The following is a 16,800-nucleotide window of genomic DNA, read 5'->3' as shown; positions in this document are numbered from 1 at the left end:
GCGCCTCGCCGGCGAGGCGCGGCGCCAGTTCTATCGCACGGTGTCGGCGAACCAGTCCGTCGCCTACCTGGAGCAGGCGCTCGCGAGCGCCGGCTCCGCCTCCACCCTGGCCAAGCAGCTCGGCGAGACGGGCGCGTTGAACAAGCTGGAGCAGGCGCGCGAGCACGCCTTCTACAGCGAGCTCGGGGCGCAACTCGCCAAGGCGCGCGTCCTGCAGCGGGTCGAGCGCGAGAAGCTGATCCGCCTGCTCGGCCTGTGGGGGCGCGAGATCGACTTCAAGCTGCCGAACGGCTTGCCGTCGCTGCCCGGTCGGCTGGTGAGCGGCACCCAGATCGAGGCCGAGGCGATCAAGAAACGCGCGGACATCCAGACGGCGCGCTTCGAACTCCAGTCGCTCGCGGGCCAGTACGGCCTCAACCAGGTCAGCGGCTTCATCAACGTGCTCGATATCGGCTACTCCGACCGTTACGAGCGCTCGAAGGCGTTCGAGCCGAACGAGCAGGGCGGCTTCAACGTCACGCGCGACAAGAGCTTCGGCCGCGGCTACACCGTCGACTTGGTCATCCCGATCTACGACTTCGGGACGACGGTGGTGCGCGGAGCGCGGGAGGCTTATCTCGGCGCCGCCCATCGCCTTGCGGAGAAGGCGGTCAACGCCCGTTCGGAGGTCCGCGAGGCCTACCAGCGCTACCGCGGCCAGTACGACATCACCCGGCACTACCAGGGCAGCGTGCTGCCGCTGCGCAAGACGATCCAGGACCAGGCGTTGCTGCAGTACAGCGGCATGCTGATCGACGTCACCACGCTGATCATCGACGCCCGCTCGCGGATCCTGAGCAATATCCAGGCCATCGAGGCCCAACGCGACTTTTGGATCGCGGCGACCGACCTCAGGGCGGCCGTCATCGGCGGCGGCTTCACCGGCGAAGGCTTCGGTGGCGAGTCGGCTGGAGCCGAGGCGGTGGCCGGCGGCGGTGGCGACACCCTCGCGGCCGCCACGCCCGGCGGCTGATGCCGCTCCCCCACGAGACCCATGGAGAAACCGATGACTGACATCTCGCGAAGGGGCCTGCTGGGCGCTGGGGGGCTCGTCCTCGCAGGAACGTCCATGATCAGCGGCCGCACGCAGGCCGCCGGCCTGCCCGAGGCGCCCTCGATGGACAAGGCGACGACGCAGCCGCCGCTCGTGCCGACCACCGGGGTGGACTACCAGCCGGTGGTGACGCTCAACGGCTGGACGCTGCCGTGGCGCATGCGCGGGGACTGGAAGGAGTTCCATCTCGTGGCCGAGCCGGTCGTGCGCGAGATGGCCCCCGGGATGAAGGCGCATCTCTGGGGCTATAACGGGCAGTCGCCCGGGCCGACCATCGAGGCGGTCGAGGGCGACAAGGTCCGCATCTTCGTCACCAACAAGCTGCCGGAGGCGACCGCCGTCCACTGGCACGGCCAGACCCTGCCCAACGGGATGGACGGGGTGGCGGGCCTGAACCAGCCCGGCATCCCGCCGGGCAAGACCTTCGTCTACGAGTTCATCCTGAGGCGCTCGGGCACCTTCATGTACCACCCGCACTCGGACGAGATGGTCCAGATGGCGATGGGCATGATGGGCTTCTTCGTCGTGCATCCGCGCGATCCCGCCGAGCGGCGGGTCGACCGCGACTTCGTCTGGCTCCTGAACGCCTACGACATCGAGGCCGGGTCCTACGTGCCCAAGGTCAACACGATGCTCGACATGAACATGTGGTGCTTCAACAGCCGGGTCTGGCCGGGCATCGAACCCATGGTCGCGCGCCAGGGCGACAAGGTGCGGATGCGCTTCGGCAACCTGACCATGACCAACCACCCGATCCACGTGCACGGCGTCGACTTCAAGGTCACGGGCACCGACGGCGGCTGGATCCCGCCCGAGCGCCAGTGGTTCGAGGTCTCTGCGGACGTCGCGGTCGGCCAGATGCGGGCTATCGAGTTCAACGCCGACAACCTGGGGGACTGGGCGGTCCACTGCCACAAGTCGCACCACACCATGAATGCCATGGGCCACTCGGTGCGCACCTACATCGGCGTGAACCTGAAGAGCACGGCGAAGCGCATCCAGAAGATCGCGCCCGGCTACATGCCGATGGGCTCGACCGGCATGGGCTCCATGGCCGAGATGGAGATGCCGCTGCCCGAGAACACGCTGCCGATGATGACCGGCGCCGGCCCGTTCGGATCGGTCGAGATGGGCGGCATGTTCACCGTGCTGAAGGTCCGCCCCGACGTGGCGCCCGGCGATTACAGGGATCCGGGCTGGTACCAGCACCCAGAGGGCACGCTGGCCTACGAGTGGACCGGCGAGCCCCTGCCCGAGCCGACGCGGGCGCCGGACACGCCCAAGGGCCGGAAAGCCCGCGAGACCGACCTGCGCGTGGTCGACCCGCGCAAGCGCCGGACGGCCTCCAACCCGGGCGGTCACGGAAACCACTGAGCCGGCGATGCCGGATGTCTTCCAAGCTTCCGCCGGAACGACGCCCCGATGCGGGCGGGCACCGGCGGACGGGTTCGGGTGGACCTAGTCCGCCCGAAAGCCGCTGCGCGGGCGCCATCGCCCCTCAACAAGTGCCCGTGCAGCGGCACAACGACCATCAGGAGAATACGATGAGGAAGGTACCTCCCTTCGCCCTCGCCGCGCTGCTGGCTCTGGCGAGCCCGGCCTGGGCTCAATCGGTCAAGGCCACGGTCACGAAGGTCGACCCGGCCGCCGGCAAGGTCACGCTGGACCACGAGCGCATTCCGAAGCTCGACATGGACGCCATGACCATGGCCTACAAGGTCAAGGACCCGGCGATGCTCAAGGACCTGAAGTCCGGGGACAAGGTCGAGTTCGACGTCGACGAGGCCGGCGGCCAGTACACCGTCACCCAGATCCAAAAAGCCAAGTAGCGCCTCGAACGGGCCCGCCGCGCGGGCACGCCCGATCACGCGCGGCGGCCCCATGCCGCGGAGGAAATCACATGCGACGTCTATTGCTGTCGGCCGCCATGAGCGTGGCGCTTGCGAACCCGCTCTCGGGCGGGGCCTGGGCCCAACCCGCCAAGGGTGCCCCGGCCGCTCTGGAGCGCGTGCGCGAGGTCATGGCGGACCGGTTCAAGAACCTCAAGCTGACCGGGGACCCGGATCGGGACTTCGCCGAGCTCCTGATCGCGAGCTACGAGCAGTCCCTCTTCCTCGCCAAGGCGCAGCTCGATTACGGCGGCGACCGGCAGCTGCGCGAGACCGCGCAGAAGATCCAGGACGAGCAGCAGCAGAAGATCGACGCCCTCAAGGAATGGCAGGTCCGGAGCCGGCAGTCGGACTACCGGCCGCAGCCGAACCAGACGCCGTCCGGCGAGGGTCCGCTGGACCGCAAGGCGCAGGCGGGCGGCTCGACCCAGCCCGCGTCGCCGTCGCCCGCGCCGGCGTCCCCCGCCAAGCCTGCCGCGGCCCAGCCCCCTGCCAACACGCCCCTGGTGAGCGGGACCGTCCAGAAGGTCGACGAGGCCGCCGGCAAGGTCACGCTGGACCACGAGCGCATCCCGAACATCGACATGGACGCCATGACGATGGCCTACCGGGTTGCCGACCCTGCCATCCTCAAGGGGGTGAAGGCCGGGGACCGGGTCCGGTTCTCCGCCGACCGGGTGAACGGGCAGCTTGCCATCACGCGCATCCAGAAGGCGCGGTGAGAAGACGGATCCGACGAGAGCGCTCATCCCAGTTCGTCCGACGGCCCCCCCGCACCTGACGCGTGGGCGGCCCGTCTCTGAACCGGTCACTCAGGACACATCCATGCAAACCGCCAAGATCGCCTTCCTCACGTTGCTCTCGGCCGGCATCCTGGCGACGGTCGCCGCCGCGGCCGTGATCTACGCTGGCGTCTTCAACGTCGCCGCGACGGAGCCGCACTGGGCCCTGACCTCGTGGGTGTTGGAGACGGCACGGGTGCGCTCGATCCGAGCCCACGCGGCCGGCCTGCTGCCGCCGGCGGGCTACGACGAACAAGCCAAGCTGGTGCCGGCCGTCGGGCACTTCGCCGAGCATTGCGCCACGTGCCATGGCGGACCGGGCACCAAGCGCAACGAGGTCGCGGAGGGCATGTATCCTGAGCCGCCGAATCTCAAGGAGGCCGCGAAGCGCTACAGTGCGGGCGAGCTGTTCTGGATCCTGAAGAACGGGATCAAGATGAGCGGCATGCCGTCGATGGCGAGCGACGGGGACGAGATGCTTTGGGCGACGGTCGCGCTGCTGCGGAAGCTGCCGGAGATGACCGACGACGAGTACAACGACCTGTGGATGCAGGCACAGGCAGGCGACGCTCATGCCGGAATGAACCACGGCGCCGCCGGGACGGACGGCACGAAGGCAGCGGAGAACCCCTCCAGCACAGCGCAGCCGGACGGCGGCGCGCGCCACAAGCACAACCATTAGCGGGAGCCGTACGACGCCGGCGCCGAGGCAGGGTACTTCCTGTGAATGCTCCACCTGCTTCCGACAGGCCGAGACCTGTTCCGCGTAGAATTCTGATGTACGTGCACGCCCTCGCAGGCGGCGGAGCAGAACGCGTGTGGGCAATCCTCGCCACTGAATTCTGCAAGTTCGGACATGAAGTAGTTGTGGCCGTTGATTACGAGGCCCGGGAAAACATGGCTCATTTGAGCCCCGATGCTCGGCTTGTCGTGTTAGGAGGCGGACATCTACGCTCAACGGCGCGCCTTGCCGGGCTGATACGTCGCGAGCGGCCGGACGTCACGATCTCCGCGCTGGCCTCCTCAAACCTCAAGCACACGGTGGCAGCGGTCCTGGCCGGCCGCTTGCGCCGGAGCGTCATCACGTACCATGGCTATACGGCGAACGAGCGTGGGCTTCTCAGCCGCATCGGCTACCTCGCCACGCCGCTTCTCACCCGGATGGCCGCTCGTACAATCGCCGTCTCGGACGGGCTTGCCCGATACCTGCAGGAGAGGCTTGCGGCCAATCCGAGCCGCTTGAGCCGGATCTACAATCCGGTCCTCTCTGATCGCGTGGCGGAGAAGGCACCCAACCGGACCGTGCCGGTCATCCTTTCCGTGGGTCGCCTGGACCATGCGAAGGATCATCAGACCCTCCTGCGCGCCTTCGCCAAGGTACGACAACCGAGCGCGCGCTTGGTGATCCTCGGCGAGGGGGTCGAGTATGCGCGTCTCGAAGCCGAGATCGACCGCCTCGGCCTGTCCGGCCGGGTCGAGCTTCGCGGCTACGTCATGGAACCCTGGCCGGCCTTTGCGGAGGCGAGTTGTCTCGTTCTGTCCTCACGCGTCGAGGCCTTCGGTCTTGCCGTGGTTGAGGCCCTAGCCCACGGCATGCCGGTCGTCGCGACGGATTGCGACGGGCCGCGCGAGATCCTGCTCGACCCGGCGCTTGGGGTTATCGTTCCGGTCGGCGACGCCACGAAGATGGCCGAGGCTATCGAAGCCGTCTTGGAAGATCCGGGCGACGCTGAGAGACGCCGGCGGCGCGCGGCTGACTTCTCCCCGCGGCGCGCGGCCACGGCCTACGACGCCTTGTTCGAGGCAGTTGTGGAACGGGATAGCAGTCTTCGCCCCTCCCTGTTCGGGCGACATGGAACCTAGAAAACCGCGCCGAAGACGCGTTTACCACCGATTTCTGGCTTGTTACGAGGAAAGCACGATGAAGCTCTTCGCGATTCCGTTGGTTCTTGCCCTCAGCCTCGCATCCGGTTCTGCCCTCGCCCATGGCGAGGCACCCAAGGCCGCGCACGGCGGCCTCGTGCAGGAGGCCCAGGAGCTCTGGCTGGAACTCGTGGTGAAGGACACCGACGTGACCGTCTACGTCCTGGACGAGATGCGCAAGCCCGTTCCGGCGTCCCAGGTCTCGGGCACCGCAACGGTGCTCGTCGGCGGCAAGAGCTACAAGGTCGACCTCAGCCCGGCCGGCTCCAACAGCGTGCAGGGCAAGCTTCCCGTCGCGGCGAGTGGCCAGGTCGTGGCAACGGTTTCGCTCAAGGTCGGCGGCAAGGCCGCCACCGCGCGGTTCACGAACAAGGCTTGAGCGGCCGGGATCACGAAGCCGCCGCAGGTGCGGTAACGGTCGGCGAAGCGGCTAGCTGTCAGGCAGGCCGGTCGCCGGTCGTCCCAGGAAGCCCCGGCCCGGCCTGCGGTCGCGAGCCTGCCGACATGACACCGGCCGCCTTCATCGATGCCCTGGCGGCGCTTCGCTTCCGTGACGCGTTCAACCCCTACGCCGTGGTCTGTCCGGATCACGACGGGGCCGACGCCCCGCAGATCCGGAGGGAGAACCTGCGGCTCGTTCCGGAGGCGGCCCTCGCGGGAGGCGTCGATCCGATCTGGATAGCGCGCGACCTCGGGTATCGCGGCGGGCGGCGCACTGGCCTGGCGCTCACGGACGAGGCTCACCTCCCCGCCCATGCCGGCCTCCATGGGCAGTTGCCGCTCTCACGGGCCGCCCGGGGGCCGGCGGTGGCCGAGCGCACCGCGACGGTGACCTGGCAGGTCCTCCGGCACCTGCGGCGCCCGGTCTTCCTCTGGAATGTCTTCCCGCTCCACCCGCACGCCTCCGGCGGCCCGCTTCCCAATCGCTGCCACAGCCGGTCTCGAACGGCAGGCTTCCCCCCACCTCCTCGAATGGCTGGTCTCGGAACCGCGCCCTCGCACCATGGTCGCTATCACGAGGGACGCTGAGGCGGCCCTGGCGGATTTGGGCATGACGGCCGAGCGGGTCCGCCACCCCAGCTACGGTGGCTAGGGCGAGTTCATCGCCCTGATGGGAGAGTTGTACGGCTTGCCCGCCAAGGTCCAGCGCGAGGTGCAGCCGACGCTGCCTTGAGGGCGGGACAGCCGCCGGGCCTTGCCCAGAGAAGCCATGCGGGCCCGCGCCTCGGACCTGTCTCGCCAGACCCATCAGCCGCCCCGGCCCGGAACAGGCGGCCTGAAACCTTGTCGCCGAGACGACAGCGCGCAACCTACGCCGGCGCGACTTTCTGGGCCGACGGTTCGATGCGCGTGCGGCGTGGGCGAGAGAAGCTGGGTCGCCTTACTTTGCCTTGAGTGTGATCTCGGTCTACGCCACCGTAAAGGTTCGCGAGGCAAGGGAGGAACGGGTTGGACGCGGCGGTTCGTGCGCGATTGCTCGCCTCCATGGAAGCGGGGCGCCTCGTCATACTCTGCGGTGCCGGATTGTCGATGGCGCCGCCGAGCTCCCTACCGTCGGCATGGTCCGTGGCCACCAGTTGCTACGACCGGTATGTCATGAGCATCGACCCCGCGTGCCCGCCGGGGTTGCGCGGCGACCTGGAAGCCTTGGCGGAGATCTTCGCGAGGGACGACACCCTCGGCTCGGTCTTCATCGAGGCCCTCGTTCCCTGGGAGAGTTTCGTCAGGCCGCCGAACGCCGGCCACGCGGCGGTGGCGGACTTCCTGATCACGCGCATGGCTGCCGGCGCCGTATCGGCGAACTACGACAACCTGATCGAGCGCCGCGCACAGGATTACGGGTTCGACCTCGCCGCCTCGCTCGACGGCGACGAGGCCACCGTGCGGGCCCGCATGCACGCGCCCTTGCTCAAGTTCCATGGCTGCTCGGTGCGCGAGCGGCGCGCCACCGTCTGGACGGCGTCGCAGCTCACCGAGGACGGCGTGATCGCCGCGCGCATCGCCAAGACCAAGACCTGGATGGCGGCGAACCTGCGCGAGAAGGACCTGCTCGTCGTCGGCTTCTGGTCGGACTGGTCCTACCTCAATGCCGTTCTCGCCGAGGCGATGACGGGCGTCGCGCCGCTGTCGGTGACCCTGGTCGACCTCGCGGGCGAGGACGTCCTGCAGGCCAAGGCCCCCGAGCTCTGGACGTTGGCCAATTCGGGGAACGTCCGCTTCGCGCATGTCAGGCGCTCGGGGGCCGAGGTCCTCGACGAACTCCGCCGGGCGTTCTCCCGGGCTTACCTCCGCAAGGTGCTGCACGCCGGACGCGCCGCGGTGGAGAGGGAGACGGGGGCGGCGTGCGAATCGGCCTGGCTCGATCCCCCCGATCTGGGCAGCGAGGACCTCTACGGCCTTCGTCGGGACGCCGAAGGCGTGCCGGCCACCGCCGCCGCGACCTTGCGGAACCCCGGCCCTTCCGAAGTCTTGGGCTACGCGCACCTGTTGCTGCGCCGTGCCGGCGCCGTCCAGACCTCCGTCGGCTATGATCTCGCCGGCCGCCGGGTCAGGGTCGTGAACGGTTCGGGTACGCTGCTCCAGACGACGCAGGACCGGTTCAGGGAGACACCGTTCGAGGTCGCCGACGTCGTGGTCTGCGCCGGCGCCGTCGACGTCGGCCTGCCGGTGAACCTCGTGCGGGAGGGGCGCCCGGGCGACATCATCCGGCCGGGCGCTTCGGCGGCGTGGCTCGACCTTCCCGCGGCACGCCAGGAGCTCGGTGTGTGATGGACATCGCGACCCAATCCGAGGTGCTGCTCCGCTCGGCCGGCTACGAGACTTGGACCTGGCCGGGCGGCAGCGTGCCGGTCGTCTGCTTCGAGAATGCGTCCGTCGCCGGCTTCCTGCACGTCTTCGGGAGCGGCGAGAGCCTGCTCGCCGACTGGCGGCAGGTCCAGCAGGCCACGCTCGGCCGACATGCGGCCTCGCTGCGGTCCGCGGGCGCCAAGGCCTGGAACGTCTACGCCTTGTTCCTGGCCGGCGGTGCCGAACCCGGCCTCGCGCGGCAGATCGAGCGGATCGAGGAGAACTTCTCCATGACCCGCAAGATCGCGCGCGGCGACCTGCGCACGGCGGCCGACCTGCGAAGGACGTTGTTGCCCCTCCTGCCGGTTCTCAGCGCGCCCGTGATCGGCGGCGCCGACTACCGCGCCCGTCTGCGGTCGCGGTTGAGCGACGTTCCGGACGCCGCGGTGGCCGCCTTCCTGGGCGCCGCGAGCGCTTCCGACGTGGCGCGCATCCTGGTGGATGCGCCATGAGGCTCGACTACCTCGAACTGTGCGGCTTCCGGGGCTTCCGGGAGCGCCAACGCGTGGATTTCGGCCCCGGCTTTACCGTCATCTGCGGACGCAACGGCGTCGGGAAGAGCACGCTGTGCGACGCGGTCGAGTTCGCGCTCACGGGCCAGATCGACAAGTACCTCGTCGACAAGGCGGCCAGGGAGAGCCTCGACGACTATGTCTGGTGGCGCGGCGAGGGGCAGCCGGAGGCGCACTTCGTCACGGTGGGGTTCCGTGCCGATGACGGGAGCGGCTTTGCCGTGACGCGCTCGCGCGAGACCGGCGCCGACCGGGACGCGGCCCGCATCGAGGCACTGCTCTGCGTCCCGGGCGCGAAGCCCGAGCGGGCGCTGCAGCAGGTCTGCAGGACCTCCATCATCCGCGACGAATGGATCGCGGCGCTCAGCCTCGACCTGACGGAAACGCAGCGCTTCGAGCTCGTGCGGGCGGCGCTGGGCGCCATCGAAGGCCCGGATTACGCCGCCAAGGCGCGCGAGGTCATGTCCTCCGCCGAGGGCGCGCACAATACGGCCGCGCACGCCTACGAGGAGGCGCGCGCGCCTGACGGCGGCGTTGACCGATCTGGAGGAGACCCGGGACGTCGCCCTGCAGGCCGGCGACATCGCCGCCGCCCTGTCCAGCCTGGACGGACTGACGCCGGCCGGCGGCCAGGACTTGGGCAGCCGGGTCGCGGCGGCGCGGCAGGCGCTGGCCCGCCGCCGGCTGAGCCTCGGCGAGATGGGTGGGGTCGCGGACGAGGTTCGCGCGGTGACCGCGCTGCGCGACACGGTCGCCGGCCCCGATTTCCGCGCGGGCCGGGACGCGGCGGCGGTGGCGGCGGCCGAGGCCGAGGCCGCGGTCCGGGCGGCCCGCCACGCGCTGGAGGCTGCCGAGGCGCGCCTTCACAAGGAGCAGGAGACCGACGCGCTCGCCGCGTCGCTGGCCATCCTGGTCGACCATGGCAGCCGGGTCGGGCTTCATGACGACCGCTGCCCGCTCTGTCGCGCGCCGCAAGGCGCCTCCGAATTCGAGACGGGGCTCGCGGCTGCGCGCGAGCGGCTCGCCGCCCGGCGCTCGGGGGTGCCGGAGGCGCGCGCCGAACTCGCGGCGGCCCGGACCCGGCACGAGGCCGCGGCCGAGATCCTGCGGGAGACCGAGGCGGCGGTCCTCCGGTTCGCGTCCGCCGAGGCCGAGCTGTCGGCCCGCGAAGAGGCGCTGTCGGCCGAGCTCGTGCGACGCTCGCTGGACGGGAAGCTCGCGCACGACGCCGGCGCCCTCGACGCGGCCGTGCAGGCCGAACGGAGCCGGTTGATCGACCTGGAGCGGAGCATCCTCACCTTGGAAGCCTCGCAGGCGGTGGAACGCGTGACGGACCTAGAAGCGCATCTCGAAGCGCTCCGGGTGGAAGCCGACGCCGCGGCGGACCGGCTCGCGCGGGCCCGCGCGGCCGTGACCGCCGCCCGGACGCTGGACCGTACCGTCCGCAGGACGAATGCCGAGATCATCGACGAGCGCCTCGCGGTCATCAGCCCGCTGCTGAACGAGCTGTATCAACGGCTCCGCCCGCACTCCGAGTGGCGCACCATCGATTACGGCATACGCGGCGACGTGAAGCGCTTCCTGAGCTTGAGGGTCGGCAACGGGCTGAACCCGCAATTCGTGTTCAGCAGCGGGCAGAGGCGTGCGGCCGGCCTGGCCTTCCTCCTCTCCGTTCACCTGTCCCGACCGTGGTGCACCTGGCGGACGCTCATGCTCGACGACCCGGTCCAGCACATCGACGATTTCCGGGCCCTGCACCTCGTCGAGGTGCTCTCAGCCCTGCAGCGATCGGGCCGGCAGATCGTCTGTGCCGTCGAGGATCCGTCGCTGGCTGAGTTGCTGTGCCGGCGCCTGATCAGCGAGCCCACGTCGCCCGGCCGGCGTCACGACCTGGATCTGGTTTCCGGGGGCGGGGCCTCGATCACCCGCTCGACGGATATCGCACCGGCAATGGCCGGCGTGCTCGGGAGGACCAGGGACCTGAGTGCGGCCGGCTGAAACGGCGCGGGTATCCGCCGGCGTCGCGGCCCATCCGGCCGGGGCAAGTGTCCCACCCGCGATAGACGCGCCCGTACCCTCGACGACGGAAGGCTGCGCGCGTGCGACGGCCGTGCTCGCCGCGACCCATCGGCGATGGGGACGTCCGTCGGGACAGGCCGGCGGTGCCAGCGCTCCCCACGGCGGCGGCCCGGTCCCAGTCGTTGGCCCCGCCGACCAAGCCCTCGTCGCCGGCGAGCCCGTCCCGGTCGTGCGCGGGAGCGTCCAGGCCGGCCGACCTCAGCCCGCCACGGCGGGCCAAGCCTGCGGCGGCCGGGAGACGAAGGCGGACCGGGATTCGGTCGCCCGCCGCCATGCGTCCACGAAGGCACCGAGGTGCGGGCGCGCCGCCCGTTCGGACTCCAGGTACCGGATCAGGCCGTCGATGGCAGCGTCGTGGGCCTCCGGGCCGGTCCTTCCGGTGAGGTGCGCCCAGCGCAGGTACAGCACGAAGAGGTTCAGGCAGTCGGTCTCGCAATAGGCCCGCACGCGCCCGATCTCGCCGCGGGCGATCATGGCGGCGACCTGCGAGCCGTGCTCGCCCAGCTTCCCGGGCAGGGCCAGGAGCCCGGCGGCCTCCTCCAGGGTCAGCCGCGCGCAGGCCCCGAACTCGGCCAGGACCTCCATCAGGTCCGCGTGCCAGTCTACGGCGTAGCGGTGGCCGTAGCCGTCCCACTTGGTCCCCCTCCTGTACCAGGAGGGCACCGCGATACCGTGCATCAACGAGCGCAGCAGGAGCGTGGGGAGGTCGAAGCTGCGGCCGTTCCAGGTGACGACCCTGTAGCGGCCGGCCGCGAAGAACTTCCAGAAGGCCCGCAGCAGGCGCTCCTCATCCCATCCAGGCTCGCCCCCGCTCCGGCACGACCGGATCTGGTATGCCTCGGTTCCGGTCGCCGCGTCGCGGGCGATGGCTGCCTCGACGAAGGAGACCGCGACCACCTTGTGCCAGGCCGCCTTCGGAAATTTCTCGGACGGCCAATCCGACGGAACCTGCTCCTCGTCGGGCACCGTCTCGATATCGAGGACGAGCAACGCCTGGTGGAGGCCGGCCGGCTCCGCGACGCCGGTCCGCGCCTCCGGCCGGTCCGGACGGTGTCTCTGAGGCGCCGCGGGGGCGTGGCCGTCGAGCAACGTCGCGCCCGCGGCGAGGCGGGCCGCGCCGCCCGGCGCCTGGAGTCCGGGGCGCGCGGTCACGTTCGCGATGGCGTTGAGGGACATGTCGAGACCTTTCCGGGTTCGCGCCGCGGCGGGCTGCGGGAGGCGGGGCTCAAAGGGGCTTCCCGTGGTCCGCGGCAGCCCTCGCAGGCTCGCTGGGCGGAAAACGGAGGGGAGAGGGTTCAGACGCAGACGACGAGCGCCGGGTCGAAAGCCCGGTTGCCCTGCCTCCGCCATGGATTGGCCAGCACCCGGGTCCTTCCGATGTGATAGTCCGCCGCCGCCGGCACGCGGCCGTGGACCCAGAGCGCCGGCGCGCCCCATGCCCGGAGGACGTCCTCCAGGTCGGACGCGAAGGTCGTGGCCTCCCACTCCTCGCACTGCCACTCCGGCCAGCCCGGATGCAGCGAACGCGCCGACGGCGCGTGGTGGGTCAGGACCACGGCCCGGTCGCCGGGACGCACCCCGGCGGCCAGCGATGATGGCGGGACCGAGATGCCGTTGGACTGGATAACGACGCTCGTGAGGAAGTCCTCGATGTAGGCGCGTGACCGGGCATGGGCACCGGCCGCGTCGTACGGGCCCCAGGTCCGGTCGCGCTCCGCCAAAATGTTGTCGCCGCCCCGCCACATGTTGCGCGCGCGCGCCCGCGCGCCGCCGGCGTATGCCGCACCGCCGAGCGCCCAGTCGGTCCAGAGCGTCGCCCCCACAACGTGGACGGCAGCCCCCCGCCCGTCGTCGAGCCGGACGGCCTCATCCATCAGCACGGTGATCCCGAGTTCACGCCCCCTCTCGCGCCCGAGCCGCAGGGTCTCGTGCGGAGGCAAGCCGCCGCGGTACTCGCTGATCCCCGGCACCAGCACCACGGGTCGGCCGGCCCTCCGGTCGCCGAGCGCCCCGGCGAGCCACTCGACCGCGGCCACCAGCCCCTCGGAGATCCCGCCGGCGACCAGCAGGGCGTCATGGTCCGGAAGCGGATCCGGCAGGGCGAACGCGCCGTCGCGGACGGCGAGGTCGGACATGATCCAGAGCCGCATCCCCTCCGACCGGGCGGGAAGCAGGGGGGTCCGCGCGTTGGAGGCCGCGGTCGCGTCCAGGCTGCGGCGGGCGCGCCCGGGCCGGAAGACCGGGGGCAGGACATACGGTTCGGGCAGGATGCGGCCTGACAACGTCCGGGGTTCTCCGTCGCGAAGCGGCGGGCAGGGGCGCCGGCCGCGCTGTGGGGTGGGGCGAGTGGCGGTCAGTGCCTGACGGCCGCCTGCTCCCGGTGGCGCAGCAAGACGTCCAGCATCCGGCGGAGGCGGCGCACCGAACCGCCCCGCCATGCCCTGCGGAGGACCCTCACCTCCTCGCCCGTCAGCCCCTGGACCCAGCGCGGGTCGGTCCCGCGCTCGGCCGCGGCCTGGGCGAGCAGGGCGGGGAGCAGCGCCTCAAGATGCTCGGGACCTGGATGCGGGAACTCGATCCGCCTCAGCCTGTCGAGCAGGGGCGCCGGCAAGTTCCAGTCCACGTTCGCCGTCGCCACCACGGAGACCCAGGAGAGGTCGAGCTCCGCCTGCACGCAGGGGTCGGGGAACCGTGCGGCGGTCTCGGGCTCTAGGAAGGAAATCATGCCATCCCAGAGCCGTCCGTAGTCGCTGCGGGTCGGTGCCTTGTCCACCTCGTCCACCAGGACGAGGGGGTTGGCTTGCAGGAACCGGTTCACCGCCATGAACGGTCGCGCCGGCTCGGCGGAGTACCACCGCCGCTCCGTGCCGCCGAAGCTCGCCCCGGCGTCGTTCGAGCCGTCGACCCGGAAGACCCCGGTCCCGAGCTCCTCGCCCAACCGGCGGACGAAGCGCGACTTCCCGCTGCCGGGCGGGCCCACGATGAGGAGGTGGCCGAGGCGGACGAACGGCTTGCCCACCAGATCGCATAGGACGAAATCGACGGCCCCGCCCGCCTGGGGGAACTCGTAGAGCAGCCGGCGCCGGACGCGCACGAGATCGGGCGTCGGGACCAACGGGAGGGGCTTGGCGATGGACTTCTCGTACCCCTTGGTCACGTCGCGGCCCTTGCCGGAGCCGGTGGCGCCGATGGCCGGACAGACCAGGACGTGTCCCTCGGGCACGCCCGCGTCGGGCTCGTCCGCCGGCGCGGGCGCGGCGCTCCCGGGCATCTCGGCGGTCTTGCGCGCGGCGGCCAGCTCGGCGCGCCTGCGCTCGGCGGCGCGGGCGCGCCGCTCGACGGGTCCGAGCGCCGCCTCGCCGAACCGGAGCGCCGCGCTCCCGATCCCCTCAGTCCCGTAGTAGCGCTCGGTCTCGCCGACGGCGAGCGCGGACAGGCCGAGCGCCAGGGCGCGGGCCTGCACCCGCAGGTCCGCGATGGCCGCGTCGATGGCCTCGACCCACGCCCGGCGCAGAACCTCGGCCCGGGCGTCCTCGGGCATGGGCAAGGGCAGGAGTCCGTGCCGGCCCGCCTCGGCCGAGACGAAGTTGTCGTCGTCGTCGTCGAACTCTTCCGCCATGTCGAGGAGCCGGAGGATCGCCGCGCTCTCGTCGATGCGCGGCAGCTCCCGCCATATCGAGGCGGCCAAGCGCGCCGCGGCCGACCGGTCGGCGGGCGAGGCGGTCAACACGAGGACCGCGTCCGCGATCTCCCGGACCGTGACGGAGTCGTGGGCGGCCGCGAACCCGTCGAGGAGGCCGACGAGCGTGCGGGCCTCCGAGGGATGGACCTCTGACGGCCGCTCATCGCGGCCGTCAGAGCGCAACCTCAGGACGCGCCTGAGCAGGGCCCTGGGGCCCCGCGGCGCCGTCCCGGCGGCCATCTCCGGAAGGTCGTCGTGGATGTCCCGCGCCGGTCCATGCGCGATCCAGGCCAGGACCGCCTCGCCGAGGCCGGCGTCGACGGCCCCCGCGTCGCGCGCCAGCATCACCGGCACCCGACCGTACAAGCCGTCGGGATCTAGGCCCGCACGCAGGATGCGCGGCAGGTGGCGCAGGACGATCCTGCGCGCGAGGCTCGGGGGTACGACAGGACCGGTCAAAGGAAATTCGTCCTCCATCTTCGTGGTCCGACGCGTCAGGCTTCGCCGCGCTGGCCGAGGCGCAGCCAGCCCTCCTCCGTCAGCGCCCATCTGAGGTTCGGGTCGAGCGCCCACATCCGGCCCGTGAGCACGGCGCTCCCGTCGATCACGCCGACGATGGCGGGAAGCGGCTGCGAGGCGGGCACCCAGCCCTCGACGAGGGGGGCCCACGCGAGCTCCCTGCGGATCGGCGACGCCCCCGCGACGACCCGCTCCAGGCGGCCGAGCAGCGTGCGCAGGGCGGCGACCTGCTCGTGCAGGTCGGCCGGAAGGTAGGCGGTCATCCAAGTCCCCCGTTTGCCGCGACGCCCGATGCGGGAGGCGTCCTCACGCGCCGACCTCCACCACGAGATCCGCGCGGAAGGCCGGGTTCTCGGAGCCGTACCCGCGGGGGTTGCAGATCACCCGTGTGGCGGCGTGCACGTAGTCGAGGCTGGCGTGGACGTGACCGTGAACCCAGAGGGCGGGGCGCCGGTCCTCGATCATCGGCCCGAGATCGGAGACGAAGGCCGGGTTCAGCGGGTCGCCGGCGAAGACCGGCGCGACGGAGGCCGGTGCCGGGCCGTGGTGCGTGACCACCACCTGGGGCAACCCGCCGGGGGTCTCCCGGAGGACGGCGTCCAGGAAGGCGCGCGAGGCCTCGTGCAGGCCGAGCGCCTCCTCCGGGCGGAAGGGCCGCCGCGCGTGGCCCCAGCGGATGCGCCGGTGGTCGTTGAGGCCACGGCCGGCGGCGTCCATCGCCGCCCGCCGCCGTTCAAGGCCATCGAGCGCATAGTCGGTCCAGAGGGTGGCCCCGCAGAACCGGACGCCGCCGAGCGCGACCGCCTCGTCCTCCAACAGGTGAATGCCGGCGGCTTGCGCGGCGGCACGGCCCAGCGCGAGTTCCTCGCCGTGGATGCGGCGGTAAAACTCGTGGTTGCCGGCGACCATCACGACCGGCATGTGGCGTCCGAGCGCTTCGGCCGCCCAGTCCACCGCGGCGCCCAGCCCCTCGCAGACGTCGCCCGCGACGACCACCACGTCGGCTTCGGGGATACGGGCCGGGTTCCACGGTGGCCCTCCCACTCCTTGGTGGAGGTCCGACAGGATCCAGATGCGCATGGGTGCCGTCCTTGGGCGATTGGGATGCGGGGCAGGGGTTCTCGGCCGGCGCCGGGGCGAACCGGTCCCGGTCGGTCACGGCCGCGGCGCCGGCGGGACGCGCGGCACCCAGGCCGCCCACCGCGCGGCGAGTTCGACCAGGTGACGCTCGTCCGGACGTCGGCGCGCCAATCGCCTCAGCGCGCTTGCGAGGACGACCGGGGCGGTTCGATCACCGCACAAGGCACGCAGCAGCAGGGCGCTCGCGACGGTGTCGGCCGCCGGTCCGCTCACCCCTTCCAGGCGCAGGACCGTGAGCGCGATGCGCGTGGTCGCGACCGGATCGCCCCGGAGCGCGGCGTCCCAGCGTCGCCGGGCGCAAGGGGGTTCGACCGCGCGCATCGCGCTCACGGTC

The 16,800-nt window shown here is 71.3% G+C and carries 16 protein-coding genes and 2 pseudogenes; 12 read left to right on the top strand and 6 right to left on the bottom strand.

Features of this window, described 5'->3' with window-relative positions; all coding sequences use genetic code 11:
* The 12 genes and pseudogenes from MZTS_RS23460 to MZTS_RS23410 form a co-directional block, all read left to right on the top strand.
* Positions 1 to 1,012, top strand: a 1,012-nt coding sequence (locus MZTS_RS23460) for a TolC family protein (RefSeq protein WP_192285658.1), incomplete at its 5' end; no start/stop codon positions are given.
* Positions 1,013 to 1,045: 33 nt separating this feature from the next.
* Positions 1,046 to 2,467: a multicopper oxidase family protein gene (locus MZTS_RS23455; protein ID WP_041371993.1), complete on the top strand. Its 1,422-nt coding sequence runs from the start codon at positions 1,046 to 1,048 to the stop codon at positions 2,465 to 2,467.
* A 170-nt stretch (positions 2,468 to 2,637) separates the two neighbouring features.
* Complete coding sequence (locus MZTS_RS23450) at positions 2,638 to 2,922, top strand: copper-binding protein (protein WP_012454462.1); 285 nt, start codon at positions 2,638 to 2,640, stop codon at positions 2,920 to 2,922.
* Positions 2,923 to 2,993: 71 nt separating this feature from the next.
* The gene (locus MZTS_RS23445; protein ID WP_012454463.1) at positions 2,994 to 3,704 is read left to right on the top strand and encodes a copper-binding protein; all 711 of its coding nucleotides are present in this window, start codon (positions 2,994 to 2,996) and stop codon (positions 3,702 to 3,704) included.
* Positions 3,705 to 3,807: 103 nt separating this feature from the next.
* Entirely contained in the window at positions 3,808 to 4,446 is a 639-nt protein-coding gene (locus tag MZTS_RS23440) for a c-type cytochrome (RefSeq protein ID WP_009864849.1), read from the top strand.
* 95 nt (positions 4,447 to 4,541) lie between these two features.
* Positions 4,542 to 5,627 (top strand): glycosyltransferase, encoded by a 1,086-nt coding sequence (locus MZTS_RS23435; protein ID WP_012454464.1) that lies wholly within the window; start codon positions 4,542 to 4,544, stop codon positions 5,625 to 5,627.
* 58 nt (positions 5,628 to 5,685) lie between these two features.
* On the top strand, positions 5,686 to 6,066 hold the full coding sequence (locus MZTS_RS23430; RefSeq protein ID WP_009862577.1) for a hypothetical protein: 381 nt from the start codon (positions 5,686 to 5,688) through the stop codon (positions 6,064 to 6,066).
* 125 nt (positions 6,067 to 6,191) lie between these two features.
* Positions 6,192 to 6,716: a uracil-DNA glycosylase family protein gene (locus MZTS_RS23425; RefSeq protein WP_012454465.1), complete on the top strand. Its 525-nt coding sequence runs from the start codon at positions 6,192 to 6,194 to the stop codon at positions 6,714 to 6,716.
* Between the two features lie 501 nt (positions 6,717 to 7,217).
* Entirely contained in the window at positions 7,218 to 8,456 is a 1,239-nt protein-coding gene (locus MZTS_RS23420; protein WP_012454466.1) for an SIR2 family protein, read from the top strand.
* On the top strand, positions 8,456 to 8,986 hold the full coding sequence (locus MZTS_RS23415) for a hypothetical protein (protein ID WP_012454467.1): 531 nt from the start codon (positions 8,456 to 8,458) through the stop codon (positions 8,984 to 8,986). Before MZTS_RS23420 ends, MZTS_RS23415 begins: the two co-directional genes overlap by 1 nt.
* Positions 8,983 to 9,225: pseudogene (locus MZTS_RS25405) on the top strand (AAA family ATPase); the annotation flags it as partial. The gene MZTS_RS23415 and the pseudogene MZTS_RS25405, both read left to right, overlap by 4 nt.
* A 355-nt stretch (positions 9,226 to 9,580) precedes the next feature.
* Entirely contained in the window at positions 9,581 to 11,044 is a 1,464-nt protein-coding gene (locus MZTS_RS23410; RefSeq protein ID WP_246482248.1) for a P-loop NTPase family protein, read from the top strand.
* Between the two features lie 279 nt (positions 11,045 to 11,323).
* Here the strand turns inward: MZTS_RS23410 and MZTS_RS23405 are convergent, their stop codons facing one another.
* The 6 genes and pseudogenes from MZTS_RS23405 to MZTS_RS23380 all read right to left on the bottom strand — a co-directional run.
* Positions 11,324 to 12,301, bottom strand: coding sequence for a 3'-5' exonuclease (locus tag MZTS_RS23405; protein WP_012454469.1), 978 nt, complete (start codon positions 12,299 to 12,301; stop codon positions 11,324 to 11,326).
* Positions 12,302 to 12,420: 119 nt separating this feature from the next.
* The gene (locus MZTS_RS23400; protein WP_012454470.1) at positions 12,421 to 13,407 is read right to left on the bottom strand and encodes a metallophosphoesterase family protein; all 987 of its coding nucleotides are present in this window, start codon (positions 13,405 to 13,407) and stop codon (positions 12,421 to 12,423) included.
* A 71-nt stretch (positions 13,408 to 13,478) separates the two neighbouring features.
* A complete protein-coding gene (locus tag MZTS_RS25400) occupies positions 13,479 to 15,266 on the bottom strand; it encodes an AAA family ATPase (protein ID WP_246482247.1) in 1,788 nt (595 codons plus the stop codon).
* A 35-nt stretch (positions 15,267 to 15,301) separates the two neighbouring features.
* Positions 15,302 to 15,589: a hypothetical protein gene (locus MZTS_RS23390; protein WP_009861606.1), complete on the bottom strand. Its 288-nt coding sequence runs from the start codon at positions 15,587 to 15,589 to the stop codon at positions 15,302 to 15,304.
* Between the two features lie 43 nt (positions 15,590 to 15,632).
* Complete coding sequence (locus tag MZTS_RS23385; RefSeq protein ID WP_012454472.1) at positions 15,633 to 16,406, bottom strand: metallophosphoesterase; 774 nt, start codon at positions 16,404 to 16,406, stop codon at positions 15,633 to 15,635.
* 75 nt (positions 16,407 to 16,481) lie between these two features.
* Positions 16,482 to 16,800 (bottom strand): annotated as a pseudogene (locus MZTS_RS23380) (metallophosphoesterase); the annotation flags it as partial.

Source organism: Methylorubrum zatmanii, assembly GCF_014845115.1.
Classification (GTDB): Bacteria; Pseudomonadota; Alphaproteobacteria; order Rhizobiales; family Beijerinckiaceae; genus Methylobacterium; species Methylobacterium zatmanii.
This window is presented reverse-complemented; position numbering and strand designations above follow the sequence as displayed.

Coding starts and splice junctions, on each gene's coding strand:
- MZTS_RS23455 (WP_041371993.1), top strand. CDS start 1,046: ATGACTGACATCTCGCGAAGGGGCCTGCTGGGCGCTGGGGGGCTCGTC.
- MZTS_RS23390 (WP_009861606.1), bottom strand. CDS start 15,589: ATGACCGCCTACCTTCCGGCCGACCTGCACGAGCAGGTCGCCGCCCTG.
- MZTS_RS23425 (WP_012454465.1), top strand. CDS start 6,192: ATGACACCGGCCGCCTTCATCGATGCCCTGGCGGCGCTTCGCTTCCGT.
- MZTS_RS23445 (WP_012454463.1), top strand. CDS start 2,994: ATGCGACGTCTATTGCTGTCGGCCGCCATGAGCGTGGCGCTTGCGAAC.
- MZTS_RS23385 (WP_012454472.1), bottom strand. CDS start 16,406: ATGCGCATCTGGATCCTGTCGGACCTCCACCAAGGAGTGGGAGGGCCA.
- MZTS_RS23415 (WP_012454467.1), top strand. CDS start 8,456: ATGGACATCGCGACCCAATCCGAGGTGCTGCTCCGCTCGGCCGGCTAC.
- MZTS_RS23440 (WP_009864849.1), top strand. CDS start 3,808: ATGCAAACCGCCAAGATCGCCTTCCTCACGTTGCTCTCGGCCGGCATC.
- MZTS_RS23450 (WP_012454462.1), top strand. CDS start 2,638: ATGAGGAAGGTACCTCCCTTCGCCCTCGCCGCGCTGCTGGCTCTGGCG.
- MZTS_RS23405 (WP_012454469.1), bottom strand. CDS start 12,301: ATGTCCCTCAACGCCATCGCGAACGTGACCGCGCGCCCCGGACTCCAG.
- MZTS_RS23430 (WP_009862577.1), top strand. CDS start 5,686: ATGAAGCTCTTCGCGATTCCGTTGGTTCTTGCCCTCAGCCTCGCATCC.
- MZTS_RS23435 (WP_012454464.1), top strand. CDS start 4,542: ATGTACGTGCACGCCCTCGCAGGCGGCGGAGCAGAACGCGTGTGGGCA.
- MZTS_RS23420 (WP_012454466.1), top strand. CDS start 7,218: ATGGCGCCGCCGAGCTCCCTACCGTCGGCATGGTCCGTGGCCACCAGT.